Annotated in this window: 19 protein-coding genes; 18 read left to right on the top strand and 1 reads right to left on the bottom strand. The window is 68.4% G+C overall.

Annotation, left to right across the window (positions count from 1 at the left end; genetic code table 11):
* Positions 1–63: 63 nt before the first annotated feature.
* The 12 genes from HPY23_RS28550 to terL all read left to right on the top strand — a co-directional run bounded on the left by HPY23_RS28550 (position 64) and on the right by terL (position 13,554).
* Positions 64–369 carry a hypothetical protein gene (locus tag HPY23_RS28550; protein ID WP_200601554.1) on the top strand — a complete coding sequence of 102 codons (306 nt, stop codon included), beginning with the start codon at positions 64–66 and terminating at the stop codon, positions 367–369.
* Positions 360–911 carry a virion core protein, T7 gp14 family gene (locus HPY23_RS28545; protein ID WP_200601555.1) on the top strand — a complete coding sequence of 184 codons (552 nt, stop codon included), beginning with the start codon at positions 360–362 and terminating at the stop codon, positions 909–911. Before HPY23_RS28550 ends, HPY23_RS28545 begins: the two co-directional genes overlap by 10 nt.
* A 404-nt stretch (positions 912–1,315) precedes the next feature.
* A complete protein-coding gene (locus tag HPY23_RS28540) occupies positions 1,316–1,591 on the top strand; it encodes a Thoeris anti-defense Tad2 family protein (RefSeq protein ID WP_329618765.1) in 276 nt (91 codons plus the stop codon).
* Positions 1,592–1,608: 17 nt separating this feature from the next.
* A complete protein-coding gene (locus HPY23_RS33675) occupies positions 1,609–5,265 on the top strand; it encodes a CHAP domain-containing protein (protein WP_200601557.1) in 3,657 nt (1,218 codons plus the stop codon).
* 9 nt (positions 5,266–5,274) lie between these two features.
* Positions 5,275–9,195 (top strand): hypothetical protein, encoded by a 3,921-nt coding sequence (locus HPY23_RS28530; protein ID WP_200601558.1) that lies wholly within the window; start codon positions 5,275–5,277, stop codon positions 9,193–9,195.
* 6 nt (positions 9,196–9,201) lie between these two features.
* Positions 9,202–9,954: a phage tail fiber domain-containing protein gene (locus tag HPY23_RS28525; RefSeq protein ID WP_200601559.1), complete on the top strand. Its 753-nt coding sequence runs from the start codon at positions 9,202–9,204 to the stop codon at positions 9,952–9,954.
* Positions 9,954–10,292 carry a hypothetical protein gene (locus HPY23_RS28520; protein ID WP_200601560.1) on the top strand — a complete coding sequence of 113 codons (339 nt, stop codon included), beginning with the start codon at positions 9,954–9,956 and terminating at the stop codon, positions 10,290–10,292. The genes HPY23_RS28525 and HPY23_RS28520 overlap by 1 nt, the downstream gene beginning before the upstream one ends.
* 10 nt (positions 10,293–10,302) lie before the next feature.
* Positions 10,303–10,692: a hypothetical protein gene (locus HPY23_RS28515; protein ID WP_200601561.1), complete on the top strand. Its 390-nt coding sequence runs from the start codon at positions 10,303–10,305 to the stop codon at positions 10,690–10,692.
* A gap of 3 nt (positions 10,693–10,695) precedes the next feature.
* On the top strand, positions 10,696–10,977 hold the full coding sequence (locus HPY23_RS28510) for a hypothetical protein (RefSeq protein WP_200601562.1): 282 nt from the start codon (positions 10,696–10,698) through the stop codon (positions 10,975–10,977).
* 4 nt (positions 10,978–10,981) lie between these two features.
* The gene (locus HPY23_RS28505) at positions 10,982–11,269 is read left to right on the top strand and encodes a hypothetical protein (RefSeq protein WP_200601563.1); all 288 of its coding nucleotides are present in this window, start codon (positions 10,982–10,984) and stop codon (positions 11,267–11,269) included.
* Positions 11,270–11,333: 64 nt separating this feature from the next.
* Complete coding sequence (locus tag HPY23_RS28500; RefSeq protein WP_200601564.1) at positions 11,334–11,549, top strand: hypothetical protein; 216 nt, start codon at positions 11,334–11,336, stop codon at positions 11,547–11,549.
* Positions 11,542–13,554 carry a phage terminase large subunit gene (terL, locus tag HPY23_RS28495; protein ID WP_200601565.1) on the top strand — a complete coding sequence of 671 codons (2,013 nt, stop codon included), beginning with the start codon at positions 11,542–11,544 and terminating at the stop codon, positions 13,552–13,554. Before HPY23_RS28500 ends, terL begins: the two co-directional genes overlap by 8 nt.
* 913 nt (positions 13,555–14,467) lie before the next feature.
* Here the strand turns inward: terL and HPY23_RS28490 are convergent.
* A complete protein-coding gene (locus HPY23_RS28490) occupies positions 14,468–14,635 on the bottom strand; it encodes a ribbon-helix-helix protein, CopG family (protein ID WP_200601566.1) in 168 nt (55 codons plus the stop codon).
* A 391-nt stretch (positions 14,636–15,026) separates the two neighbouring features.
* Between HPY23_RS28490 and HPY23_RS28485 the strand changes: the two genes are divergently transcribed.
* From HPY23_RS28485 to HPY23_RS28460, 6 genes are all read left to right on the top strand, one after another.
* The gene (locus HPY23_RS28485; protein WP_200601567.1) at positions 15,027–15,293 is read left to right on the top strand and encodes a hypothetical protein; all 267 of its coding nucleotides are present in this window, start codon (positions 15,027–15,029) and stop codon (positions 15,291–15,293) included.
* Positions 15,294–15,382: 89 nt separating this feature from the next.
* A complete protein-coding gene (locus HPY23_RS28480; RefSeq protein WP_200601568.1) occupies positions 15,383–15,616 on the top strand; it encodes a hypothetical protein in 234 nt (77 codons plus the stop codon).
* Positions 15,617–15,870: 254 nt separating this feature from the next.
* Positions 15,871–16,374, top strand: coding sequence for a hypothetical protein (locus HPY23_RS28475; protein ID WP_200601569.1), 504 nt, complete (start codon positions 15,871–15,873; stop codon positions 16,372–16,374).
* Between the two features lie 168 nt (positions 16,375–16,542).
* Positions 16,543–17,409, top strand: coding sequence for a tyrosine-type recombinase/integrase (locus HPY23_RS28470; RefSeq protein ID WP_200601570.1), 867 nt, complete (start codon positions 16,543–16,545; stop codon positions 17,407–17,409).
* A complete protein-coding gene (locus tag HPY23_RS28465; protein WP_200601571.1) occupies positions 17,400–17,627 on the top strand; it encodes a hypothetical protein in 228 nt (75 codons plus the stop codon). Before HPY23_RS28470 ends, HPY23_RS28465 begins: the two co-directional genes overlap by 10 nt.
* Positions 17,628–17,994: 367 nt before the next feature.
* A complete protein-coding gene (locus HPY23_RS28460) occupies positions 17,995–20,688 on the top strand; it encodes a DNA-directed RNA polymerase (RefSeq protein ID WP_200601572.1) in 2,694 nt (897 codons plus the stop codon).
* The last annotated feature ends 160 nt before the right edge of the window (positions 20,689–20,848 follow it).

Below are 20,848 nucleotides of genomic sequence, written 5' to 3'. Positions count from 1 at the left end.
CTCCGCGAGGCCATCGAACTGGGCGAAGGGCACGTCAGAACGATGTGGCTTCTGCGGCCCTTCATGGACCGCCCCCTCTGCATCTGGGGCGCCACCCCGATCCCCGAGCGGCCCGGTGTCGGCCGCGCCTGGCTCATCGGGACCAACCTTGGGCAGCGGCACGTCCGCCGCGTCCAGCGCCACTTCTGGGCCGGCCTCGGGGAGCTGCACGCCCGCTTCCCGCTCCTGGAGGCCTGGGCCTACGAGGGAAACACCCTCCATCACCACTGGATGGAGCGCCTCGGGTTCGAGCGGACCGGCGACCGGCAGCTCATGGGCCTGGGCGCCCCCTTCATCCACTTTGAGAGGAGAGCCTCCGAATGTGCGTAGCGGCCCTGCCCATCCTCGGGCTGGCCATGTCTGCGGCGTCCGCTGTCGTCGGCTTCGCTGCCAAGCAGCAGCAGTACGAGAAGGACGTTAAGCAGTACAACCAGAACTACCAGAACGCTCTTGCGGCCAACCGGGATGACCAGCGCCAGATCGCGGTCCGGCAGATGCAAGAGGAGCAGGCGTTCCGACAGAAGGACCATGTGGCTGCCATTGAGCAAGCCCAGAAGGAAAGCCAGGTCTCCGTTGCGGCGGCCTCGGCCGGCGTCGGGGGTCTGTCTGTCGGGAACCTCATCGCCGACATCCACCGCAACACCGCCCAGAACCGCTCCGTCATGGAGACCAACTGGATGAACACGGCGGCGCAGCTCCAGACCCAGAACGACGCGGCCACCAACCGGGCCCAGTCCCGCATCCAGTCCATGCCGGTGCCCACGGCCCCGAGCCCCCTGTCCATGTTTGTGGATATTGGCGGGAGCGCGGTGAAGGCTTTCAGCGGCAGCGGCAGCGGCGGGGCGGGCGGCGGAGTGCAGTTCGCCACCTAACAGGAGAGCACCATGAATATCGGGTTCTTCGTCATTCGGGGTTGATCGGGGCTCACAGCAGCCCAGATCGGCACCAGTCTGGGCCCGGCCGGAAGGGTGCGCGTTAAATGAAACACAACTTAGAGGGCTATAGCGCTGTTCTCGCGGTCGTTCGCTCCGCTTGGGCGCTCGTGGACAACACTGCTTATCACGATTGGCTTCCGCTCACCGTTAGCCGCGATGATTGGAATGACTTGGTGGCCGACCTCAACAGGCTGAAAGCGTTCATCCCGCCTGACGAGCTACCAGCCGAGCCGCCTCACGCGGTTACCTGTCTGTTGTTTGGACGGCCATCAACCCCGAACGACGAAGCGGGCTTCAAGCCCGCCTCTCGTCCATCAACCTCGAATGACGAATGACCGAATATCGGAGAAGCGGTCTCCGCCATGCGGGATGCCCGCTGGGTGCGCCGCGCCGGCTGGAACGGGCAAGGGATGCACCTCTACCTGGAGGATCACCTCTACCGCACCATGCCCCGCGCCGACGCCAAGGGGCGGGTCACCTACGAGGACCAGGGCAAGTACGAGCCCTGCGTGGTCCTCTTCACCGCGAACGGGCGCCACCAGCCTGGCTGGAACGCTTCGACCCCGGACCTCCTCGCCGAGGACTGGGAGGTCGTCCCCTGGGACGAGATGCGATAACCCCCTAGGAGCACCGGATGGCCCGTGAGCCTTACCGTGGCGTTGAGCTGACGGAGGCCTACCGGCCCGTAGCTGCGCCCGTCGATACCTTCGTCCAGGCCCAGGCCCCCTCCCGCGACACCTCCCTCCAGGACCTCGCCCGCTCCCTCGCGGGGCTGGGCGGGAGCCTCGGGGAGCTGATGGGGAAGCGCGACAAGCAGGAGGAGGAGGACCAGCGCCTCCAGGGCGAGGCCGCCTTCCACACCAGCAACCAGCAGGGCTACGCCGAGGCGGTGGCGTCGGGGGCGATCCCGGCGCAGGCCTCCAAGACCTTCGTGTCCGGCTTCAAGCAAGCCCAGGGCACCGCCGCCGGCAATGACATGGAGCAGCGGTTCGCCGCCGCCTATGACACCTGGGAGGGGAAGAACTCGGCGGACCCGAAGGCCTATGACGGCTTCGTGGCCAAGTTCATGAAGGACAACATCGGGACCAGCGACCCCGATGTCCTCCGCGGTCTCCTGCCCAAGGTCCGCCAGATCACGGCGAACTACCAGCAGAAGCACATCGGCGACGTGTCGGCGGCCATGATGAAGGACGCCGTGCGCACCGAGGGCGCCATCAACGACCAGGCCATCGAGACCGCGGTGTCGGCCGGCCTGGCAAGCAAGAAGGGCACCGACTACGCCACCGTGGCGGCGACCCTGGAGGCGAACCGCGCGGCTGCCCTCAAGCGGGGCATCACCGAGGACGCCTACGACCGCTCCCTGGTGGACGGCATCACCGCCCAGGCCATCAAGCAGAACGACCCCAAGCTCCTCGGCATCCTGGACCGCAAGGTCCCCGGCAAGGATTATACCTGGGCCAACACCCCCTATGGCCGAGACGAGAAGGCCAAGGCCCAGGAGACCATCGACGTGGCGGCCCGCAAGGCTGTCGTGGAGGCCGAGAAGGCCCGGCGAGAGGCCAAGCAGGCCGACAAGGACGCGGTCACCCGCGACACCATCAACTTCATCCTCAAGGACCCCAACGCCCCCGTCCCGGAGGCCCTCCTGGCCCGCGGCGAGAAGGTGGACCCGGACTTCCGGATCAACGTCATCACCTGGCGGGACAAGATCGGCAAGGGGACCCAGACCTCGGACAACGGGGACCTCCTGCGGGTCACCCGGGACATCCTCGACGGGGGCGGCCCCGCGGTGGTCCAGAAGGCCATGCGGGACGGGGTCTTCAAGAACCCCGAGGACCTCCGCACGGCCTGGAAGTTCGCCGAGGGGATGCAGAAGGAAGGCCCGAAGATCGACGGCATCCTCAAGGGACAGTCCGTCAAGACCCTCTTCGACACCATCAAGGTCCGCACGGCCAACGACAAGGATGCGTCGAAGGTCTTCGATGATGGGTCTGTGTCGAACGAGGGGCTCCAGGCCCAGTACGACTTCCGCACCCAGCTCCTCCAGTGGGCCATCGACAACCCGAACGCCAACGTCCTCCAGCAGGAGAAGGCGGTGGCCGACATCGGCGCCGGCATCCTCAAGCGCCTGGAGCAGCCCGGAGGCGACCTCACGGGCATGACGCTGAACCGGCAGGGCCTCCCCGAGCCCAACAAGTTCGGCGCGGCGACCTCGCCTCAGCCCGGTGCCCCTGGTGCCCCGGTGGTCCAGACGGTGCCCAACCCTCTGGTGCCGCCCCCGGCCGCCTCGCCGCAGCCCCAGGCACCCGCCCAGCCACAGCCGCCGGTCCCCGGGCTTCCTGGCGCCGCCACATCCGCGACCCCGGGGGATGTCGCCCGAGACGAGTACGGGATGCCCCGGCTCGATGCCCCGGCTCCGCAGGCCCAGGCCGCCCCGGTGCCGGCCCCAGCGCCAGCTCCGGCCCCCGCTCCGGCCCCCGCTCCGGCCCCGCAGGCCCAGCCTCCAGCCGCCCCGGCGAATGCCACCGAGTGGCTCGGCTCCCTCCCGCCCGCCACCCGGTCCGCCCTGGAGGGGATCGCGGCGAAGAAAGGCCAGACCTTGGAGCAGACCGCGGCGGAAGCCTACCAGAAGGGGGTTGCCTCAGGTCGCATCCCCGCCCCGCCGGCCCCCGGCAAACAGAGCATGGCGGCCCCGGATGGGACCCCGATCGCGCCTGCCTCCCTGGCGCCCGTCACCGATCCGGCAACCGGGCTTTCGGATGCCATCGAGCGGGCCGCCCAGGGCGCCTACGTCGGCCGAGCCACCTTCAACGGGAGCACGGCCACCCTCAACGGCCAGACCTTCACCGGCCCCGCCAGCCCGGACCAGGTCGCCCGGAAGTTCGAGGGGTTCAGCGAGAACGATCCCCAGCAGCGACAGGCCCTCACGGCCTTCCTCTCCAAGGCGGCCGGCAAGGAGATCGACCCCCAGAAGATCCCCTGGTGCGCCGCCTTCGTGGATGCCGTGCTGGACGCCTCGGGCAAGCCCAAGCGCGGCTCCCTCATGGCGGTGGACTTCCTCGACTACGGTACCGCCACCGAGAAGCCGACCAAGGGCGACGTGGTGGTCTTCAAGTCCATGGCCGCCGGCTCCTCGGGGCACGTCGGGTTCGTGGTCGGGATCGAGGGGGATCGGGTCCGCTACATCGCCGGGAACGACGACAACAAGGTGCAGGAGGACACCCTCCCGCTCTCCAAGGTGGCCGGCTTCCGCCACCCGCCCGAGGCCGGCACCGCGCTGCCCGAGCCTGGCTCCAGCCCCACCCAATCAGGCTTCGCTCGCGCCTTGACCAGCGCCGAGCCCACCCAAGGGAACTACACATTGGCTGTCATCAAGGACAACCCGAAGGCCGCCCGTATCCTCGACTTCGTGGCGGGCCCCGAGAGCCGCGGCAACTACAACGCCTACTTCGCCAACGCCGGGTCCACCGAGGACCTCTCCAAGCGGACCCTGGACCAGACCATCGAGTGGTCCCAGAGCCGCGGCACCAAGTCCTCGGCCACCGGCCGCTACCAGTTCATGGCGGCGACCCTGAAGGACCTGAAGTCCAGCATGGGACTGAAGGGCAGCGAGCCGTTCACCCCCGAACTCCAGGACCGCATGGCGGTGGCCCTACTGGAGCGCCGCGGCTTCTCGAAGTGGCAGGCGGGGAAGATCACCGACGCCCAGTTCGCCAACAACCTGGCGCTGGAGTGGGCGAGCCTCCCGAACGTCACGGCCCAGAATGGGCGCCAGGCCGGCCAGTCGGCCTATGCGGGCGACGGTCTCAACAAGAGCCTCGTGACCCCGGACCAGGTGCTCGGCGCCCTCCGCGGCTCCGGTGCGCTCCCCGGCGCCCAGCTCGCCCAGGCGGCCCAGCAAGCGGTCAAGAAGCCGGGCCTCGTGGAGCGGGCCAAGCGCATGTTCGGGATCGGCACTGCGCCGGCTCCCGAGGCCGCGCAGTCGCCCGTCAAGCCGGTCCCGCTCCCGGCCCCGGTCAAGGCCGCCCATGACCAGGTCCTCGCCGGACTGGAGCCGGATGTCGCCGCCGTGGTCCGCCGGGCCCAGGCCGACAACCCGAACCTCCGCCTGGCGCCGGTCGCCGGCCGCGGGGGCTACGTCACGGTCCGCCGGGTGGATGCCTCGGGCCAGCCCACCCAGTCCGGGGACGAGGTCGGCGCTGCGCTCCAGCGGGCCGCCGGCCAGCTCGGGGTGGGCGTCAACTTCGCCAACGGCACCCTCACCAGCACCAAGAAGACCACCCGAGCCTAAGGACCACCCATGAGCATGACCCCCGAGGAACTCGAAGCCCTGATGGCGGAGGAGGCCCCGGCCGCCCCGAAAGCCGCCCCGCAGGCGCAACCGGCTCCCTCGGGGGTCACCCCTGCGCCGGCACCCGCAGCCCCCGCTCCGGCCCAACCGGCCGCACCCACGGAGCCCCCCGCCCAGCCCACCGCTACCGGCCGCGCCATCGACCGCCTGGACGCCGCGGGCCAAATCGGTGGGGCCATCGTCACGGGCGCCGCCAAGTCCATCTATGAGACGAAGGACTTCCTCTTCGGCCAGACCGCGGAGGCCGACAAGTCCGAGCTGCGGCGCAACATCGAGACCCTGGACAAGGACCTCGGCAACGCCAGCATTGCCAACTCCTTCGTCTCCGGCCTCTCCCAGTTCGCCACCGGGATGCTCGGCGCCGGGAAGCTGGTGGGCATCGCCAAGGCTATTCCGAAGGTCGGCGCGGCGGTGGGCGCCCTGGAGGCCACCAGCAAGGGCTCCGCGGCGCTCTCCTCCGCCAAGGCGGCGGCGGTAGGTGCGGTGGCGTTCGACCCCTCCGGGCCCCGCCTCTCGGACCTGGTGCAGAAGTTCCCCGCCCTCCAGAACCCCGTGTCGGACTTCCTCGCCAGCAAGCCCGGGGACAGCGCCGCCCTGGGCCGGACCAAGAACGCCCTGGAATCCATCGGCGTGGATGCCGCCCTTGCGGGGGTCTTCGCGGCGAGCGTGGCGGGCTTCAAGGCCCTCAAGTCCGGGGAACAGGCGGTCACCGACGCCGCCCTGAAGGACCTCTCGGCCGCCGTGGCGCACAAGGACGCCAAGCTCGCGGCCAGCAAGGGAGACCTAGAGACCGTCGAGGCGCTGCGGCTGGAGCACCCCGAGGCCGTGGCTCAGGCGGAGGCGGCCCTCCCGCCGCCCCCGGCGCCTGCCCCCGTGGATGCCATCCAGTCCGACGCGATGTCGGCTCGCAGCCCCCGGCGGTCCCTGGCGGAGCGGGAGGCGGCCGGCGAGGCGGTGGACTACGGGCCGGATGCCCCGGCGGCGCTCCAGGAGGGCGGAGGTGGGCCCAGTGTCCCCTCCGTGCCCCAGGCCAAGGATGCCCTCGCCTCCGAGGCCATGAGCGCCAAGCCCCCCGCGCGGCCCAACCGGGCGGCGGAGCTGGAGGGTGACATCGCGCTCCCAGCCATCGACGTGCCGCCGGAGGCGCCCACGGTCACCCGCGTGGACTCGCCGACCCAGGGCGCCGGGCCCGAAGGACTACCCGCCAAGCCCCGCCTGATCCCCGTCTCCGAGGAACAGGTCACCAAGCTCATCTCGGACGGGATCACCGACACCGTGGAGCTGATGGGTCCCGGAGGCTGGGACGGTGCCGTGGCTCGCGGCCACCGCTTCGGCGACGGGGGGTCCATCCCCTGGCAGAAGCTCCATGCCGACCTCGGGATGGGCGACCAGGGCCAGGAGGGGCCCATGGGGGCCATGATCGGCCGGGTTGCGGAGATGCTGGAGCCCCAGCTCAACAAGGCGAAGGGCGGGAACGCGGAGGGGGTCCTCACGGACGCCGCCGTGGATCGTCTCGTGGCCCAGCGCACCCAGCTCTACAACGAGGACCCCCAGGCCCTCCTCGGGGCCATCCAGGTGGCCGGCAAGAACGCCAAGACCATGGTGGCCAACATGGAGGCGGCCCAGCTCATCGGGAATCGGGCGATGCTCGACACCCTCAACCTCCGGTCCCGCATCCAGCTCGGGATGCTGGAGGAGTTCGGCGGCGACCTCGGCAAGGCCCGCGAGGCGCTCATGCAGCACCTCGAAGTCGCCTCCTCGTTCTGGGCCGAGGGGCAGGCCATGCGGGCCTCCGCCGGCCGGGCGCTCCGTCGCAACCGCTCGGAGTTCGCCTTCACGGCCGAGGACCTGGCGGCGATGAAGGGGCTCGATGACGCCCGCTTCTTCAACCTGCTGGACAGCGTCGGGCACGACTTCCAGGTCGCCACCAAGCTCATCAAGCCCGGCTTCTGGACCCGCCTCAAGGAGGACGCCGCGTACCTGTACGTGAACAACCTCCTCTGGGGTCTCCGAACCCACTTCGTGAACACGCTCACCAACAGCTACATGCTGGTGGGACGGCCCATGGAGCGGATCATCGGGCACGGCATCCTCGGGGATGTCGGCGCGGTCGCGGAGAACGCCCGCCAGTACGGCTACATGGCGGCCAGCATCCAGGAGTCCTGGCGGGACGCGGTCCGCACCTGGAAGACGGGCGACAGCATCATGTCCCCGCACACCGCGGAGATAAGCCCCCAGGGCACCGCGGACGGCACCGGCGGCACCAACTGGGTCGCCGAGGGCTTCAAGCAGTGGGACAGCGTGCCCAACATCCTGTCCAACGCCTACACCGGCTTCATGAAGGCCGCCGGCACGCCCACCCGCCTCCTCGGGACGGTGGACGAGCTGGCCAAGCAGGTGACCTACCGCTCCAAGGTGATGGCCTCCGCCCATGCGGACGGCATCGCGGCGGGGCTGGAGGGGCAGGCGCTCAAGGACCACGTCAAGTCCACGCTGCTGAACTCCTTCGATGACGCCGGCCGGGCGGTGGACCTCCGGGCTCTGGAGGAGGCCAACATCGCCACCTTCCAGCAAGACCTCCTCCCGGGGTCCATCGGCAAGACCATCCAGACCTCGGTGGCCAACCACGAGTTCCTCCGCTACGTGGTCCCCTTCGTGAAGACGCCGACCAATGTCCTCCGGCTCGGCTGGAAGATGACGCCGGGGCTCAACATGGCCCAGGCGGAGTACCGGCAGATGATCCGGGGCGACATGGGCCCGGAGAAGCAGGCCCAGGCGATCGGCCAGATGGCCATGGGGTCCCTCTTCATGGGAACCGCGGCCACCCTGGCGGTCCAGGGCCACATCACCGGCGGCGGGCCCACCGACCCGAAGCTCCGGCAGGCCCTCCAGGCCACCGGCTGGCAGCCCTACTCCTTCGTGATCCCGCGGGAGGACGGCACCAAGACCTACGTCAACTTCGGGCGGTACGACCCCGTGGCCATGCCCATGGGGATCATCGCGGACATCATCGACATCGCCTCCCGCGACCAGGACGGGGACGGCTACGGGGAGCAGGCCTGGAATGCGGCTGCGGGGCTCGGCATCGCGCTGGCCAAGCAGATTACCTCCAAGACCTACCTCACCAGCCTCCACGATACGCTGGACGCCATCATGGACCCGGACCGGAACATGCAGAAGGTCGCCGGGTCCACGGCGGCCAACTTCGTGCCGTTCGCCTCGGCGCTCCGCTTCGGCAACCCCGACCCGCTCCTCCGGGAGACCCGCGGGGTGGTGGACAAGATCATGGCCACTGTGCCGGGGCTGTCCGAGAAGCTGCCACCCAAGAGGGATGTCTTCGGGGACCCGCTCACGGTCCACAAGGGTCTGTGGGTGGACGGCGAGCCCACCGCGGTGGACGCCGAGGTCCGCCGGATGATCGATGAGTCCGGGATGGCCCCGCTGGGCCCGCCCAACCCCAACTACAAGGGGACCGACCTCCGGGACGTGTCCATGTCGGACGGGCGCAACGCCTTCGACCGCTACCAGGAACTCGCCGGCCATCCCGCCAGGGGCCCCTCCCTCAAGGAGACCGTGGCGAAGGTCATGAAGACGGAGGCCTATCGCAAGGCCCCGGACGGCGACCCGGAGACCAAGGGCACCCGGGCGGCCATGCTCACCGGCACCGTGGCGAAGTACCGGGAGGCCGCCATGAAGGCGCTCAAGGCCGACCCCGCGGTGCGGGCGGCCATCACCAAGCGGGACATGGAGGCGAAGGCGGCGGTCGCCAAAGCCTACGCCCCGAAGTCCAACACCCAGACCGGAGCAGAGCAGCTCAACGCCCTCGGTAAGGCCGCAGGCGTGGACCTCTCGGGCTTCCTTCCGCAGTGAGGTAACATGCCCTACAGCCTCGTCGAGACGCCAGCGCTCGGCGACACCAACGCCTTCCCGGTTCCGTTCCCCTTCCTGAAGCGGCCCGACATCCACGCCTACGTGGACGAGGTGGAGGTCCGCCCCCTCACCTGGCTCACCAGCAACCTAGTGCGCCTCCCGGTGGCCGCGGGGGACCTCGCGGGGAAGGTGGTCCGCATTCAGCGGATCACGCCCAACCAGGACGCCGTGGTCACCTTCAAGCCCGGCCAGCTCGACCAAGGCGACCTCAACCGGGCGGTCTTGCAGCTCCTCTACGTGTCGCAGGAGGCCGCCGACCGCGTGGCCGCCCTGCCGACACCGCTCCCGGGGAACCGCTACGACTTCAAGGGCCGCCGGGCGGTGAACCTCGGGGACCCCGTGGACCCCCAGGATGCCGCCACCGCGGCGTGGACGCGGGAGCAGACGCAGGTGGCCATCGAGCAGGCCCTCTTGGCCGACCTCCTGTCCACCACCTCGGCAGCCTTCCGCATCCTGTTCGCGCGGTTCCTGGCGGGGCTCCCGAACCAGCCCCCGCCCGGCGACCTCCAGCCCTGGCTCAACGGCGGCCTTCTGGCCGTCACGGACGGGGAGATAGCGCCGACGAGTCCCCAGCAGGCCGCGTTCAACGCCACGTTCGGTCCCTTGTTCGTGGCGTACCTCCAGAACCGGCCCACGGTCCCCTCGGGCGCCCCGCAGGAGGTCTACCTCAACGGTGGCCTCGTGGCTCTCGCGCCCTGATGGCGTCCACCGCCGAGCCGGAGGGTGATGCCCCCCGCAAGGGCCGCGGCAACGCCATCCTCACCTACGAGACGGTCGCGGCGCTGGACGCCAAACTGGTCCGCCTCGACGCCAAGATGGACGGGGTGGTGGACGGTATCCGCCGCCAGGAGGCCGACCACGCGGACCACGAGGCCCGCCTCCGCTTCCTCGAAGGCCAGATGGCGGGCATAGCCGCCGCCTCGGCCGCAACGAATGCCGCCCGCGTCTCCACTCGGACAGAATACCAGTGGGCGTGGGGGGTTCTCCTGACGGTCATATCCCTCGGATTGTCCGTCCTCACCTACCTACACAAGTAAGGATCACTCCATGTCGTCTTCCCAGGTCGGCTTCAAGCCCCGCGTCGAGGTCGGTATCCCGGCGGCGGACCTGCCGAACAACGTCACCCAGAACTTCCTCTGCCCGGACGACGGCACGCTCTCGGAGCTGTCCGTGGTGGTCCAGGCGGCGGTCACCACCGGCGGCACCATCACCGTGCAGAACTCGGCCGGTGTCGCGGTCGGCGGGCTCCAGGTCACCGTCCCGAACGGCGCGGCAGTCGGCACGATCCTCAAGGCCACCGCCACCAAGGGCGACACCAACCGCCCGTGCGTCCGTGACGGCCTCGCCAAGCTGGTCCCGGCGGGCTTCGCCACGGCCGGCGCCGTGCGCTGCTACGTGACGGTCCGCACCAACGACAACCCGCAGCAGCCGTTCTGACGCATGGAGGAGCCCGAGGGCGGTAACCCCGCCGAGGAGGCCGCCTTCCTCGACCTCGCGGGGAAGACCCTCCACGAGGTCCTCCTGGCCGGCCATGAGGCACTCCTGCGGCGCTACGTGGCCAAGGCCCAGGCCGGCACGATCGGCCACCAGGAGGCGGCGATCCTCCGCAATCTCCTCCGCGACAACGGCATGACCTACGCGCCGCCCCCGATGAAGACCATCGAGCACCAGGAGCGGAAGGCCCTGCCGTCCTTCGATCGACCCGACTACGAGGACGCCTGACGCCATGGACACCAAGGTCACCATCACGAACCTGGACGGACACTACGCCCTCTTCCACGCCACCCCGGCCGCCGTCGAGGAGTTGGAGCGCTACGACACCCAGGACCAGGGCGTGGCGGGGCTCAACGCCGCCCTCGGCGACCAGCCGGCCACCTTCTTCCTCGTGGACCGGCAGGCCCGCGAGCGGGTCTACGAGGTGGCGTGGCCGGGCCGCTCGGCTGCCCCTGCGGAGCCGGTGAAGGACGAGCCCGAGGCCACCCCGGCGCCGACCGCCGAGCCCGACACCAAGTAACCACCAAGTCCCCGCGCTGCCCTCCCCGGGTGGTGCGGGGCTATCTGTTTTAGAGGAGAGCCGTATGCCCCGCTTCATGCTTCTCACTGATCTCGCCGACGACCCGGTGATGGTCAACGTCAACGACATCGTCGCGGCCATTCTCAGCTTGGAGCACAACGGCGCCACCTCCGTGGTGATCCGCCAGCACGCCGAGGCCATGGGTGTGGCTGCCATCCGCGTGAAGGAGACCCCGGAGGTCATCTTCAACTCCATCGAGATGCTGTTCGGGCGTGCCTAAGCTCATCGACCCCCTCAAGGCCCTCCAAGAAGACCGCGAAGCCACCGGCGGGACCTCCTCCGCCGAGGTGACGGGGGCTCGGAAGAAGACCGCCAGACGGCCGGCGAACGCGAAGGTGGTGGGGCCGGCCCAACAACGCCACCTCGACAGCACCACCAGTCACACCCACCCGGGCGGCCTCCCCGACGAGCAGAGCGAGGAGGCCCGCTACATGGCGGCCATCCTGGCGGACTTCCGGGTCTTCCTGACGTTGGCCTGGCGGTTCCTCCTCGGCAACGACCCGAACGAGGCCCAGCTCGCCCTCGCGTACCGGCTCCAGCACGGCCCCGAGCGGGACGTTATTATGGCCTTCCGTGGGTTCTCCAAGAGCTGGATTGCAGCCCTCTTCGGCATCTGGCTCCTGTTGAACAACCCGCAGCTCAAGGTCATGGTGGTGTCGGCCAGCTCGAAGCGGGCGGTGGCCACGGTCAACTGGTGCTTGCAGGTCATCATGACCATGCCGGAGCTGGAGAGCCTGCGGCCGAAGGCCCACCAGCGCCAATCCAGCCAAGGCTTCGACGTGGGGCCGGCCCTTCCGGAGCAGAGCCCCTCGTTCTTCGCGCTTGGCATCACGGGCCAGCAGGCCGGCTGGCGAGCGGACTTCATCCTGCCGGACGACGTGGAGTCCGACCAGAATTCCCTCACCGTGGACGGTCGGGAGAAGATCAGCGAGGCGGTCAAGGAGTTCGACGCTATCCTGAAGCCCTACGCGCCGGAGGTGCATGGGGCGAACTTCAAGCCTAGCGTCAAGTTCCTCGGGACGCCGCACGATGCGGCCTCTCTCTACAATGAGCTGCCCAAGCGCGGGTACGGCGTCTTCATCATGCCCGCCCGCTACCCGGACGCGGCGCAGATCAAGCGGTACGGTGACAGGCTGGCCAAGTGGGTCCTCGCCCAGCTCGCCAAGCACGGCCCGGGGCTGGTCGGCCGGTCCATCATGCCCCTGCGGTTCACCGACGAGGACTTCGCCAAGCGCGAGCTGGCGGTGGGCAAGAGCGAGTTCCAGCTCCAGTTCATGCTCGACACCTCGCTGTCGGACAAGGACAAGTACCCGCTCAAGGTCCGCGACCTCATGGTGATGTCCCTGGACCCGCGGCTCGGCCCCGAGACTGTCTTCTGGTCTGGCGAACCGGCCCACCGTGACTCGACGTTGCCCGCCCACGGCTTCGACGGCGATTACTGGCAGAAGGCCCAGGTGGAGGAAGGAACCGCCAGGGTGCCCTACAGCCGCATTGTGGGGCACGTTGATCCGTCCGGCCGCGGCACCGACGAGACGACCTTGTGGATTGCCGGCGAGCTGAACGGTTTCGTGTTCCTCCTGCACATGTGGGCGGGCATGGGCGGGTCTACTCCGGCGAACCTTCAGGCCATCGCTAAGTGCTGCGTTCGCTACCGGGTCAACACGCTCAACGTCGAGGAGAACTTCGGCTCCGGTATGTTCGCCCAGCTCCTCCGGCCGGTCATCGAGAAGGAGTGGGAACGGGCCAACAAGGCGGCTCGTGCGGCCCGCAAGGAGGAGGGCGGCACCGCGGTGGAGGACGTGAAGGCCACCAACCAGATGAACAAGGAGCGGCGCATCCTGGAGGTCCTGGAGCCGCCCTGCCAGGCCCACCGCATCATCGTGAACCGCTCCATCATCGAGTACGACGAGGAGTCGGTCCGCGCGATGGAGGGCGTGGACACGCGACACCGCTACGGCTGGGGCTACCAGCTCACGCACCTCACCCGCGAGAAGGACTGCCTGCACCACGATGACCGCATAGACGGCATGGCGGGGGTCGTAGGGGCCTTCGCGGATGTGCTGGGGGTGGACCCCCAGATGATGGCCACCCGGGCCTCAGAGGAGCGCCAGGACGAGGAGTGGGAGCGCCTCTTCGGCCCTGACGATGGCGAGGACGAGAATGGCCTGCCGATCATGGGCCGCTCGGATCGCAGGGCGGTGGGCCTGAAGCCGACCGCGAGGTAGGCAAAAAGCCACCTCAATGAAATCAATGACTTAGACCCCCTAATTAGCTTCGTATATGAAGGGGGCACCTCCAGGTTACCTATAGGAGATAGATAGAGGGAGAGACCCATCCATCTCCCTCCTCCAAGGGGTCGCAGAGAGCACCGGGGTACTGTGCTTAAAGTGACCGACTAGAGGCCCCTCCTCGCCCACCACCAGGTATCGAGGAGCTGTGCGCAATATGACCGAGAAGACCCTAGGCCTCCTCGAAGCCACCCTCACCTTCCTCGCCAGCATGGTGCCGCTCCTCCTGGTACTCTGGCGGGGGAGGCGGGATAGGGGACAGCCCCCGTAGCAAGGCAGATGGTCACCCACCCGAGGGGACACCCACGCGCAGCGGCGGCGAGGTTTCCCCCCTATGGGGTGCCCGACGGCCCTCCTGGCCGCCAAAAGGGCACCGGGTGGGGGCCTCGGGCTGCCATGGGCCGCTAACCCATTGAAATCATTGGGATCAGATGTCCTCGGCTAAGGACATTGGGCCGGCCTGGGGCTACCATCGAGGGGGCATCGAGCCGCCTCGGGCCCTCAGGCTGTCACCTCTCCTCGTGTGATACCATCTGTGGACCTCTAGTCGGTCACTTTGAGCACCACAGGCGCAGAGGGGTCTTGATGCCCGCCTAGGGCAGCCCCGATGTCTCCGCGGGGCCGGCCTGAGGGGTGCTAGGTGCTGGCGCGGGGTCCGCCCCGAAGGGTGAGCACACGGGCGCCCTCAGGAGGCTCACGGCCCGGCACACGGACACGGCGCCTGTCTTGCGGTCGATGCGCCAAGCCACGTCCCGGGAGGGGGATGCGAGCCCGTAGGGGCCGGCCGAGCTGGCCCACGCCAGGCCAGCCGCCAGGGCGACCACAGCGCCGCCTACGGCGAGGATGTCTCTCATGTGGCCTTGCCCATGGCCTTAGCGTGCGCCTCCAGCAGCCGCTCGATGTAGGCAGCCACCGTGCGCCCCTCGGCCTGCGCAAGCTCCGTGATGGTGCGCTTCAGGTCGGGCGTGATGCGCACCGTGAAGCTCTCCGACCGGATCTGCTTGGGCAAGGGCGTCATGGGGTGCGTTGTCCTGCCGCACCCAATGAGTGCGGATGAGTGTTGACGAGTGCGGTTCGCCCATACAACTTAGGGCCACAGACGGCGAGCGCCAAGCGGCCAGCCGGCTCCCTCCCCAAACCTTCGGCTCAAAAGCTCTTCCCAGAGGACGACCCGTCATGCCCGACGCCCTGCACTCCCGCTCGACCACCGCCCGTAGCCCTCGCCGGCCCATCTGGGAACGCGAGGCCCCGACCACGGTCCCGAGCCTGACGGGTGAGCTTGATGCCCTCTCGGGGGACTTCGACGGGCCGGCCCACATCACGGTGGAGGCCGCGGCGGACCTGCTGGGGTGCTCGGCGGCTGTCCGTCGGTCGATTGCGTCGCGTGGTCTTTGAGGGAGGGCGGAACGATGGCTCGCACCTGGCAAGAGCGCACCTACAGCAACGGCGTCTACCGCCCGATCAAGGACCTTGTAGCCGAGGGGACGCACAGCATCGGCTACACAGGCAACAGCAGGGACGGCTGGTTTCCCTGCCTGGTGCAGGGCCAGACCATCATCGACATCGGGCCGCTGTTTGCCCGCGACCTAGGGGACAGACTGCGGGACCTCAAGGAAACCGCAGGCCGCCTCTACGGCGTCGCGCCGTCATCCCTGCGGTGCGCCCGTACCTGGTGACCTGGCGCTCCGCCTCGGGAGCTTGAGGCCATCCCTCAGGCTCTCGCACGGAGCGCCAGCGGACCTGGCGACGACTGAGGAGAGAAGCAATGGCCACCCACATCATGTCCCTCACCTGCGGCGGACGGGCTCGTGCGAAGTGCCGTGTGCATCTCCACGACACGTACATCATGGTCAACTTCAACCCGGGCACCCAATTTGCCCAACGCATCATTGCGAACGCCCACGGCGAGCAAGAGCAAGTGTGCGCCCAGATCGGCTACAAGCTCTACGGTCTTCGCCAGTGCCCGGGTAAGGCGGTGGGCTTCGAGGCGGCCCGCTGACATGCTCCCTCTCTACGCCTTCCTCTTCTGCGGGCTCCTCGTGCTCGCCCTCTCGGTCACCCTCCTCGCCATTGCGGAGGCTTGACGTTCCGCCTCGGGGCCGTGCTGCTAAAGTAGCAGGCGGCCTCGCACGGAGCGCCATGGAGAACGCCTAAGGAACGATTGCGGAACATCGCGCATTCTTAGGATTGCCAAAGTCACCGCATGGGTTCTCCTGCCGGTCCAAGCTCAACCTCAACTGAAGGCACGCCCACATGACCAACACCGCTACCAACGTGACTGCCGCCCCGTTCGCCTCGCGCACCATCCCGGTCCACAAGACCGACGAAGAGGGCGTTCTCTTCATCAACGCGCTGTCGGGCGTGGTCCAGCAGCCGATCGAGGACCGGCCGGAGTGGGCCGATGGTCTGTCCTGCGCCCTCCTGGCGGAGCGGCACGGCTGGTACGCCTCGCGGCTCGGCTCCCAGTACGCGGACGAGCACAAGATGCCGGAGGTCTTCAACTACGCGGACCTCGGGTGGATCGGCGTGACGGAGGAGGGCGAGGCCGTCGAGATCGCCGCGGACGACGAGTTCCGCATGGAGGTCATCTCAGAGGTCATCGGCGCCGACCGCGACGAGGGCACCATCACCGGCGAGGGCCGCACCGAGGTGGAACTCTCCCTCGACCGCACCCGCACCGGCGACGAGGTGGCGGCCCTGGAGCACGCCCAGGAGCAGGGCTTCGAGCCGATCCTCAAGGACGGCACCCACAACTGACCACAGCCTGACATCGGCGCAAGGCAACGCCTGAGCCATCGGAACAAGATGGGGTCTCCCTTGCGGGGGGCCCCTTTTGCTTTGCCATAGGGTGAGAGCACGAAGTTCTCACGGAGTTCTCATCCTATGCCAGAGCAGACGAAGGACACGAGGACCTTAGAGGAGGCCTTGCGGGAGACAGCGGGTCGCAAGTGGCAGGGCCGGCGGTGCTACGCCACCAACATGAGCCAGGCGGAAAAAGCCATCCGCGCGGTGGCCTACGAGGCGGCCATGCGCCTTCGCTTCCCGCGGGACGGCGCCGAGTATCGCGTGGTGATGGTCGCCCAAGTGTCGGACCTCGACATCCGCCGGGCCACCTCGGAGTGGTACGTCCACGGCCTCTCCCCGGCCACGATCAACAAGCGGCTCAACTGCCTGTCGGCGATGGGTGTATGCGTCGAGGGTTGCCGAGCAAGGGAGCCCAAGATGCTCAAGTGGTGGTTGAAGCCGGAAGACGAGGAGCGCCTCCGGCGGTTCCTCCTCGCCAAGAAGACCGAGGGGGGCGTGCTGCACTCGCGGTACGGCGACATCTGGCGGTTCATCCAGTGGACGACCCGCACAGGCCTGCGCGTTGAGGAGACGCTGCGGCTCCGCCGGTCCGACTTCTCCGAGGACGGCGGCAAGTGGTCCGTCACGGTTCCCGGGCTCAAGACGGCCGGCGCCCAGGCCACGCTCCCCTTGAGCGACGAGGCCGCGGAGCTGGTTGCGCAACGCTTCCCGCCCGGGGCTGCCCCCGACGCACCGTTCATCTTCGCGGGTTACGACGCCTTGAACGGGTTGTGGCAGGAATGTCGCGAGTTCCTGAAGGTGCAGGACAACCCCACGGCCACCCTCAAGGCCCTCCGGCGCTCCGCCGCCCGCCACCTCCACGTCACCAAGGGGATGCCCCTGGACATGGTCCGCCAGTACCTCCGCCACGAGGACATCGAGACCACCATGGGCTACCTGCGCCTGACCGGCGGGTACGGCACCGAGGAGATGCGGAAATGGCTGTGACCGACCAGACCTTCACCGAGGCCGAACTCGCGGAGTTCGACAACGCATCCCGGCAATCCGCGAGCCGCGATCAAGTCGTGCGCATCTCCGGGAGGCAAGCGCTGCGGGCTCTGGTTGAGCGCCACGGCAAGCCAAAATGCGACGCGATGTGGGAGGCCATCCAGGCGCGTGAGAAGGCCGCCCGGCTTGGCCGGAGGAAGAAGGAGAAGGGGGAGTGAACGCCGGCCTCCCGATCGCCCGCAGCTACGCCCGCGAGGACGCCGAGGGCAACCTCGTCCACGTCCGGGTGCTGCGCCATCCTCGCTCGGGGGCCTGCGTCCAGGTCACTCGGGCCGTCGAGGGGGCCTCACTGCGGGGGTCGTTGAGCGGCTGCGGAGCTTGGCTTCGTGGGGCCCTGCGGCGGGCATCCGGCCGGCCTTGAGGTCCTCCATGCGGTCGGCGGTCGTCTCCTGGGCCGCCTCCCGCACCTGATCCTGAACACGCTTGAAGGCGCGGCCCGGGCGGTCCCCGGGTCGCACTTCGTCGGGGCCCGAACGCCGGGGCTCCAGTTCCGCGTCGTCGCGTCCCGAGGGAGCTTCAGAAAACATGCTGACCGATCCTCCGTCCTATCCGACTAAGGCTCCCGAGCCCTTGAGGGGCGAGGAGCATCCGCTGTGGTCCCGACAAGTCGAGATGGAGCGCGGGATGCTCCACGATGGCGCCGATCGGGTGCGGGACAGGGTGGTCAACGCCACGCGGCAGAAGACCATGACCGCCCTCGCCCCCGTCCGGGGCCTCCTCACGGACTGGCTCCCCGATGTCGCTAAGGACCTCCGGGAGTGGGTGGACAGCTTCGACAAGGTGCGGGGGCCGAAGCCCATCTCCCTCGCCAAGCTGCGTTACGCGACCAAAGCTGTGGACCCGAAGACCGGGGCGCAAACCTCTGAGCCAACCCTCGCGGACCCCTTCGTGATGGGCATGGTGGCCCTGAAGGTCGTCCTCGACGGCATAGCGACAGAGCGCCACGGTATCACGGGCCTTGCCATGGAGATAGGGCGGGCATGCGAGCATGAACAGCAGGTGCGGGCGTGGGAAAAAGCTGACCCCGACTTGTTCCATAGGATACAGCGCCGGCTAGACAAAGACGGTGCCACCGAAGTTCACCGCAAGAGAGTGAACATCAATCGGTTCAACCACCTGTTGTCTACAGGTGAGCTACAGGTTAGCTGGGATAAATGGGGCCAGGAGATGCACCTCCGCGTGGGCGTCGCCCTGCTGGATTGCATCATCCGCGCTACCGGCTGGTTCGAGCGTATGCCGGACCCGAACCACGTCTTTAAGGCGGGCTCGAAGCGCGGCCCGAAGGAGGTCTTCGTGCCCAAGCCCGGGCTGTTGGAGCACCTCGCCAAGGAGCTTGACCACTGGGAGCTTCGCTCACCCGCCTACAAGCCCACGATCATCCCGCCCAAGCCTTGGACCAATACCCGGGACGGCGGCTACTGGACCCCCTACGTCCGCGGCCCCCGGCTGATCCGCTTCAAGGCCCACCAGGAGGCGCAGAAGGAGTGGGCGGCCGACGAGTACGAGGCCATCGACATGCCCCAGGAGTACGAGGCCATCAACTGGCTTCAGGACCGGCCCTGGCGCATCAACAAGGCGGTGCTCGCGGTGATGCACCTCGCCTACACCCACAACATGGCCATCGGCGGCCTCCCGCTCATCGAGCCCATCCCGGAGCCGGCCCAACCGGCCGACATCGCGACGAACAAGGAGGCGCTCAAGAAGTGGAAGCAGCAGCGGGCCCAGGCGGTGAAGAAGAACCTCCGCCGGCTCGGAGCTTGTCTACGCACGGATAGGCTCCTCGGGGTTGCCTTCGAGTACCAGGACTTCGAGGAGATCTTCTTCCCGCACATGATGGACTTCCGGGGCCGCAAGTACCCGATCCCGGTTGGCCTCCAGCCCCAAGGGGACGATGCCTCCCGGGCCCTGCTGGAGCTGGCCAACGGAAAGGCGGTCTCCTCGGACGAGACGGGCGGTTGGATCGCCGTCCACCTCTCGGCCTGCTGGGGCTTCGACAAGGCCAGCTACGAGGACCGCATCGAGTGGGTGCGGGAGCGGGAGGCCCTGTGGCGGCGCATCGCGGCGGACCCCCTCAACAACCTGGAATGGACGGCCACCAGCGGCCCCGACAAGGTGGACAAGCCCTGGTGCTCCCTAGCGGCCATCTATGACTGGGTCGCCTTCCTCGACCACGGCGAGGGCTACATCTCGCACCTCCCCATCTCGGTGGACGGGACGTGCAACGGCATCCAGCACCTCTCGGCCATGACCCGGGACGAGGTGGCGGGTGCCTACGTCAACCTCATCCCCGGGGACAAGCCGCGGGACATCTACAAGTACGTGGCGGGGCTGCTCCAAGACGAGCTGGAGGCCGTGGAGAGGGGCGGGGTCAACGCGGAGCACGCCACCTACTGGCTCGACCTCTGCGGCCGGAACCTGCCCCGGGGGCTCACCAAGCGCCAGGTCATGGTGCTCCCCTATGGCGGCTCCAAGGACGCCTTCTTCAAGTACACCCGCGAGTGGTTGGACGAGGCCGATCCGCTGCCCGAGGAGCTGGACTGGGAGAACCCGGCCACCCTGGCGATGCTCACCGAGCGGACCACACGCATCACCTGGTTGTCGCTCAAGATGTGGGACGTGGTGCGTCGGGTGGTCTCCGGCGGCGCCACGGTCATGGAGTGGCTCCAGGAGACCGCGAAGGCGACCACGAAGGGCAACCAGCCCATCTTCTGGACGACGCCGTCCGGTTTCGTGGTGCGGCACTTCTACGGGAAAGTGCTGGAGAAACAGGTCAAGGTCATGCTCGGGGGTGACACCGTCCAGCTCCGCGTGGGGGAACAGACGGCCGACCTCGACGCAGCTTCGCAGCTCCGGGGCATCGCGCCCAACTTTGTCCACTCGCTCGACGCCGCGGCCCTGACGCTCTGCCTCCTGGCGGCCAAGGAGCGCGGCCTCGACGGGTTCACCTGCGTGCATGACGCCTACGGTACCCACGCGGCCGACATGTGGGCGCTCTACCACATCCTCCGGGAGGCCTTTGTCCTGGTCCACTCGGAGAACATGCTCGCCGCGTTCCGGCAGGCGTGCTCCACGGTGGTCATAGGCCAGCTCCTGGCGGAGCGGCACGACTTGGACTTCGAGCGGGCTGGCGAGCTTGCCTCCGAACAGCTCCCCCAGCTCCCCGACATGGGCAGCCTGAACCTCGCCGACGTGCTTTCCAGCGACTACTTTTTCGCCTGATAAATCAAAGGCTTATAAATAGGCTTCGATATGAGAAGACCTAGCGCCCGCCGCCAGGCCTTCCCACCGGCAGACAGCGAGCAAGACACTGGCCAGGTCCACGCTCGGAGGGGCTCGGGGTTCACACCTCGGGCCCCTCGCCATTTGTGGCCGACCCCCA

Origin of the sequence: Methylobacterium ajmalii, assembly GCF_016613415.1 — a bacterium.
Lineage (GTDB): Bacteria > Pseudomonadota > Alphaproteobacteria > Rhizobiales > Beijerinckiaceae > Methylobacterium > Methylobacterium ajmalii.
This window is presented reverse-complemented; position numbering and strand designations above follow the sequence as displayed.

Excerpts from the sequence above, each read along its gene's own strand:
- HPY23_RS28460 (WP_200601572.1), top strand. The coding sequence starts at position 17,995 with ATGCTGACCGATCCTCCGTCCTATCCGACTAAGGCTCCCGAGCCCTTG.
- HPY23_RS28545 (WP_200601555.1), top strand. The coding sequence starts at position 360 with ATGTGCGTAGCGGCCCTGCCCATCCTCGGGCTGGCCATGTCTGCGGCG.
- HPY23_RS28530 (WP_200601558.1), top strand. The coding sequence starts at position 5,275 with ATGAGCATGACCCCCGAGGAACTCGAAGCCCTGATGGCGGAGGAGGCC.
- HPY23_RS28510 (WP_200601562.1), top strand. The coding sequence starts at position 10,696 with ATGGAGGAGCCCGAGGGCGGTAACCCCGCCGAGGAGGCCGCCTTCCTC.
- HPY23_RS28465 (WP_200601571.1), top strand. The coding sequence starts at position 17,400 with ATGGCTGTGACCGACCAGACCTTCACCGAGGCCGAACTCGCGGAGTTC.
- HPY23_RS33675 (WP_200601557.1), top strand. The coding sequence starts at position 1,609 with ATGGCCCGTGAGCCTTACCGTGGCGTTGAGCTGACGGAGGCCTACCGG.
- HPY23_RS28520 (WP_200601560.1), top strand. The coding sequence starts at position 9,954 with ATGGCGTCCACCGCCGAGCCGGAGGGTGATGCCCCCCGCAAGGGCCGC.
- HPY23_RS28490 (WP_200601566.1), bottom strand. The coding sequence starts at position 14,635 with ATGACGCCCTTGCCCAAGCAGATCCGGTCGGAGAGCTTCACGGTGCGC.
- HPY23_RS28505 (WP_200601563.1), top strand. The coding sequence starts at position 10,982 with ATGGACACCAAGGTCACCATCACGAACCTGGACGGACACTACGCCCTC.
- HPY23_RS28500 (WP_200601564.1), top strand. The coding sequence starts at position 11,334 with ATGCCCCGCTTCATGCTTCTCACTGATCTCGCCGACGACCCGGTGATG.
- HPY23_RS28515 (WP_200601561.1), top strand. The coding sequence starts at position 10,303 with ATGTCGTCTTCCCAGGTCGGCTTCAAGCCCCGCGTCGAGGTCGGTATC.
- HPY23_RS28485 (WP_200601567.1), top strand. The coding sequence starts at position 15,027 with ATGGCTCGCACCTGGCAAGAGCGCACCTACAGCAACGGCGTCTACCGC.
- HPY23_RS28525 (WP_200601559.1), top strand. The coding sequence starts at position 9,202 with ATGCCCTACAGCCTCGTCGAGACGCCAGCGCTCGGCGACACCAACGCC.
- HPY23_RS28550 (WP_200601554.1), top strand. The coding sequence starts at position 64 with ATGGACCGCCCCCTCTGCATCTGGGGCGCCACCCCGATCCCCGAGCGG.
- HPY23_RS28475 (WP_200601569.1), top strand. The coding sequence starts at position 15,871 with ATGACCAACACCGCTACCAACGTGACTGCCGCCCCGTTCGCCTCGCGC.
- HPY23_RS28480 (WP_200601568.1), top strand. The coding sequence starts at position 15,383 with ATGGCCACCCACATCATGTCCCTCACCTGCGGCGGACGGGCTCGTGCG.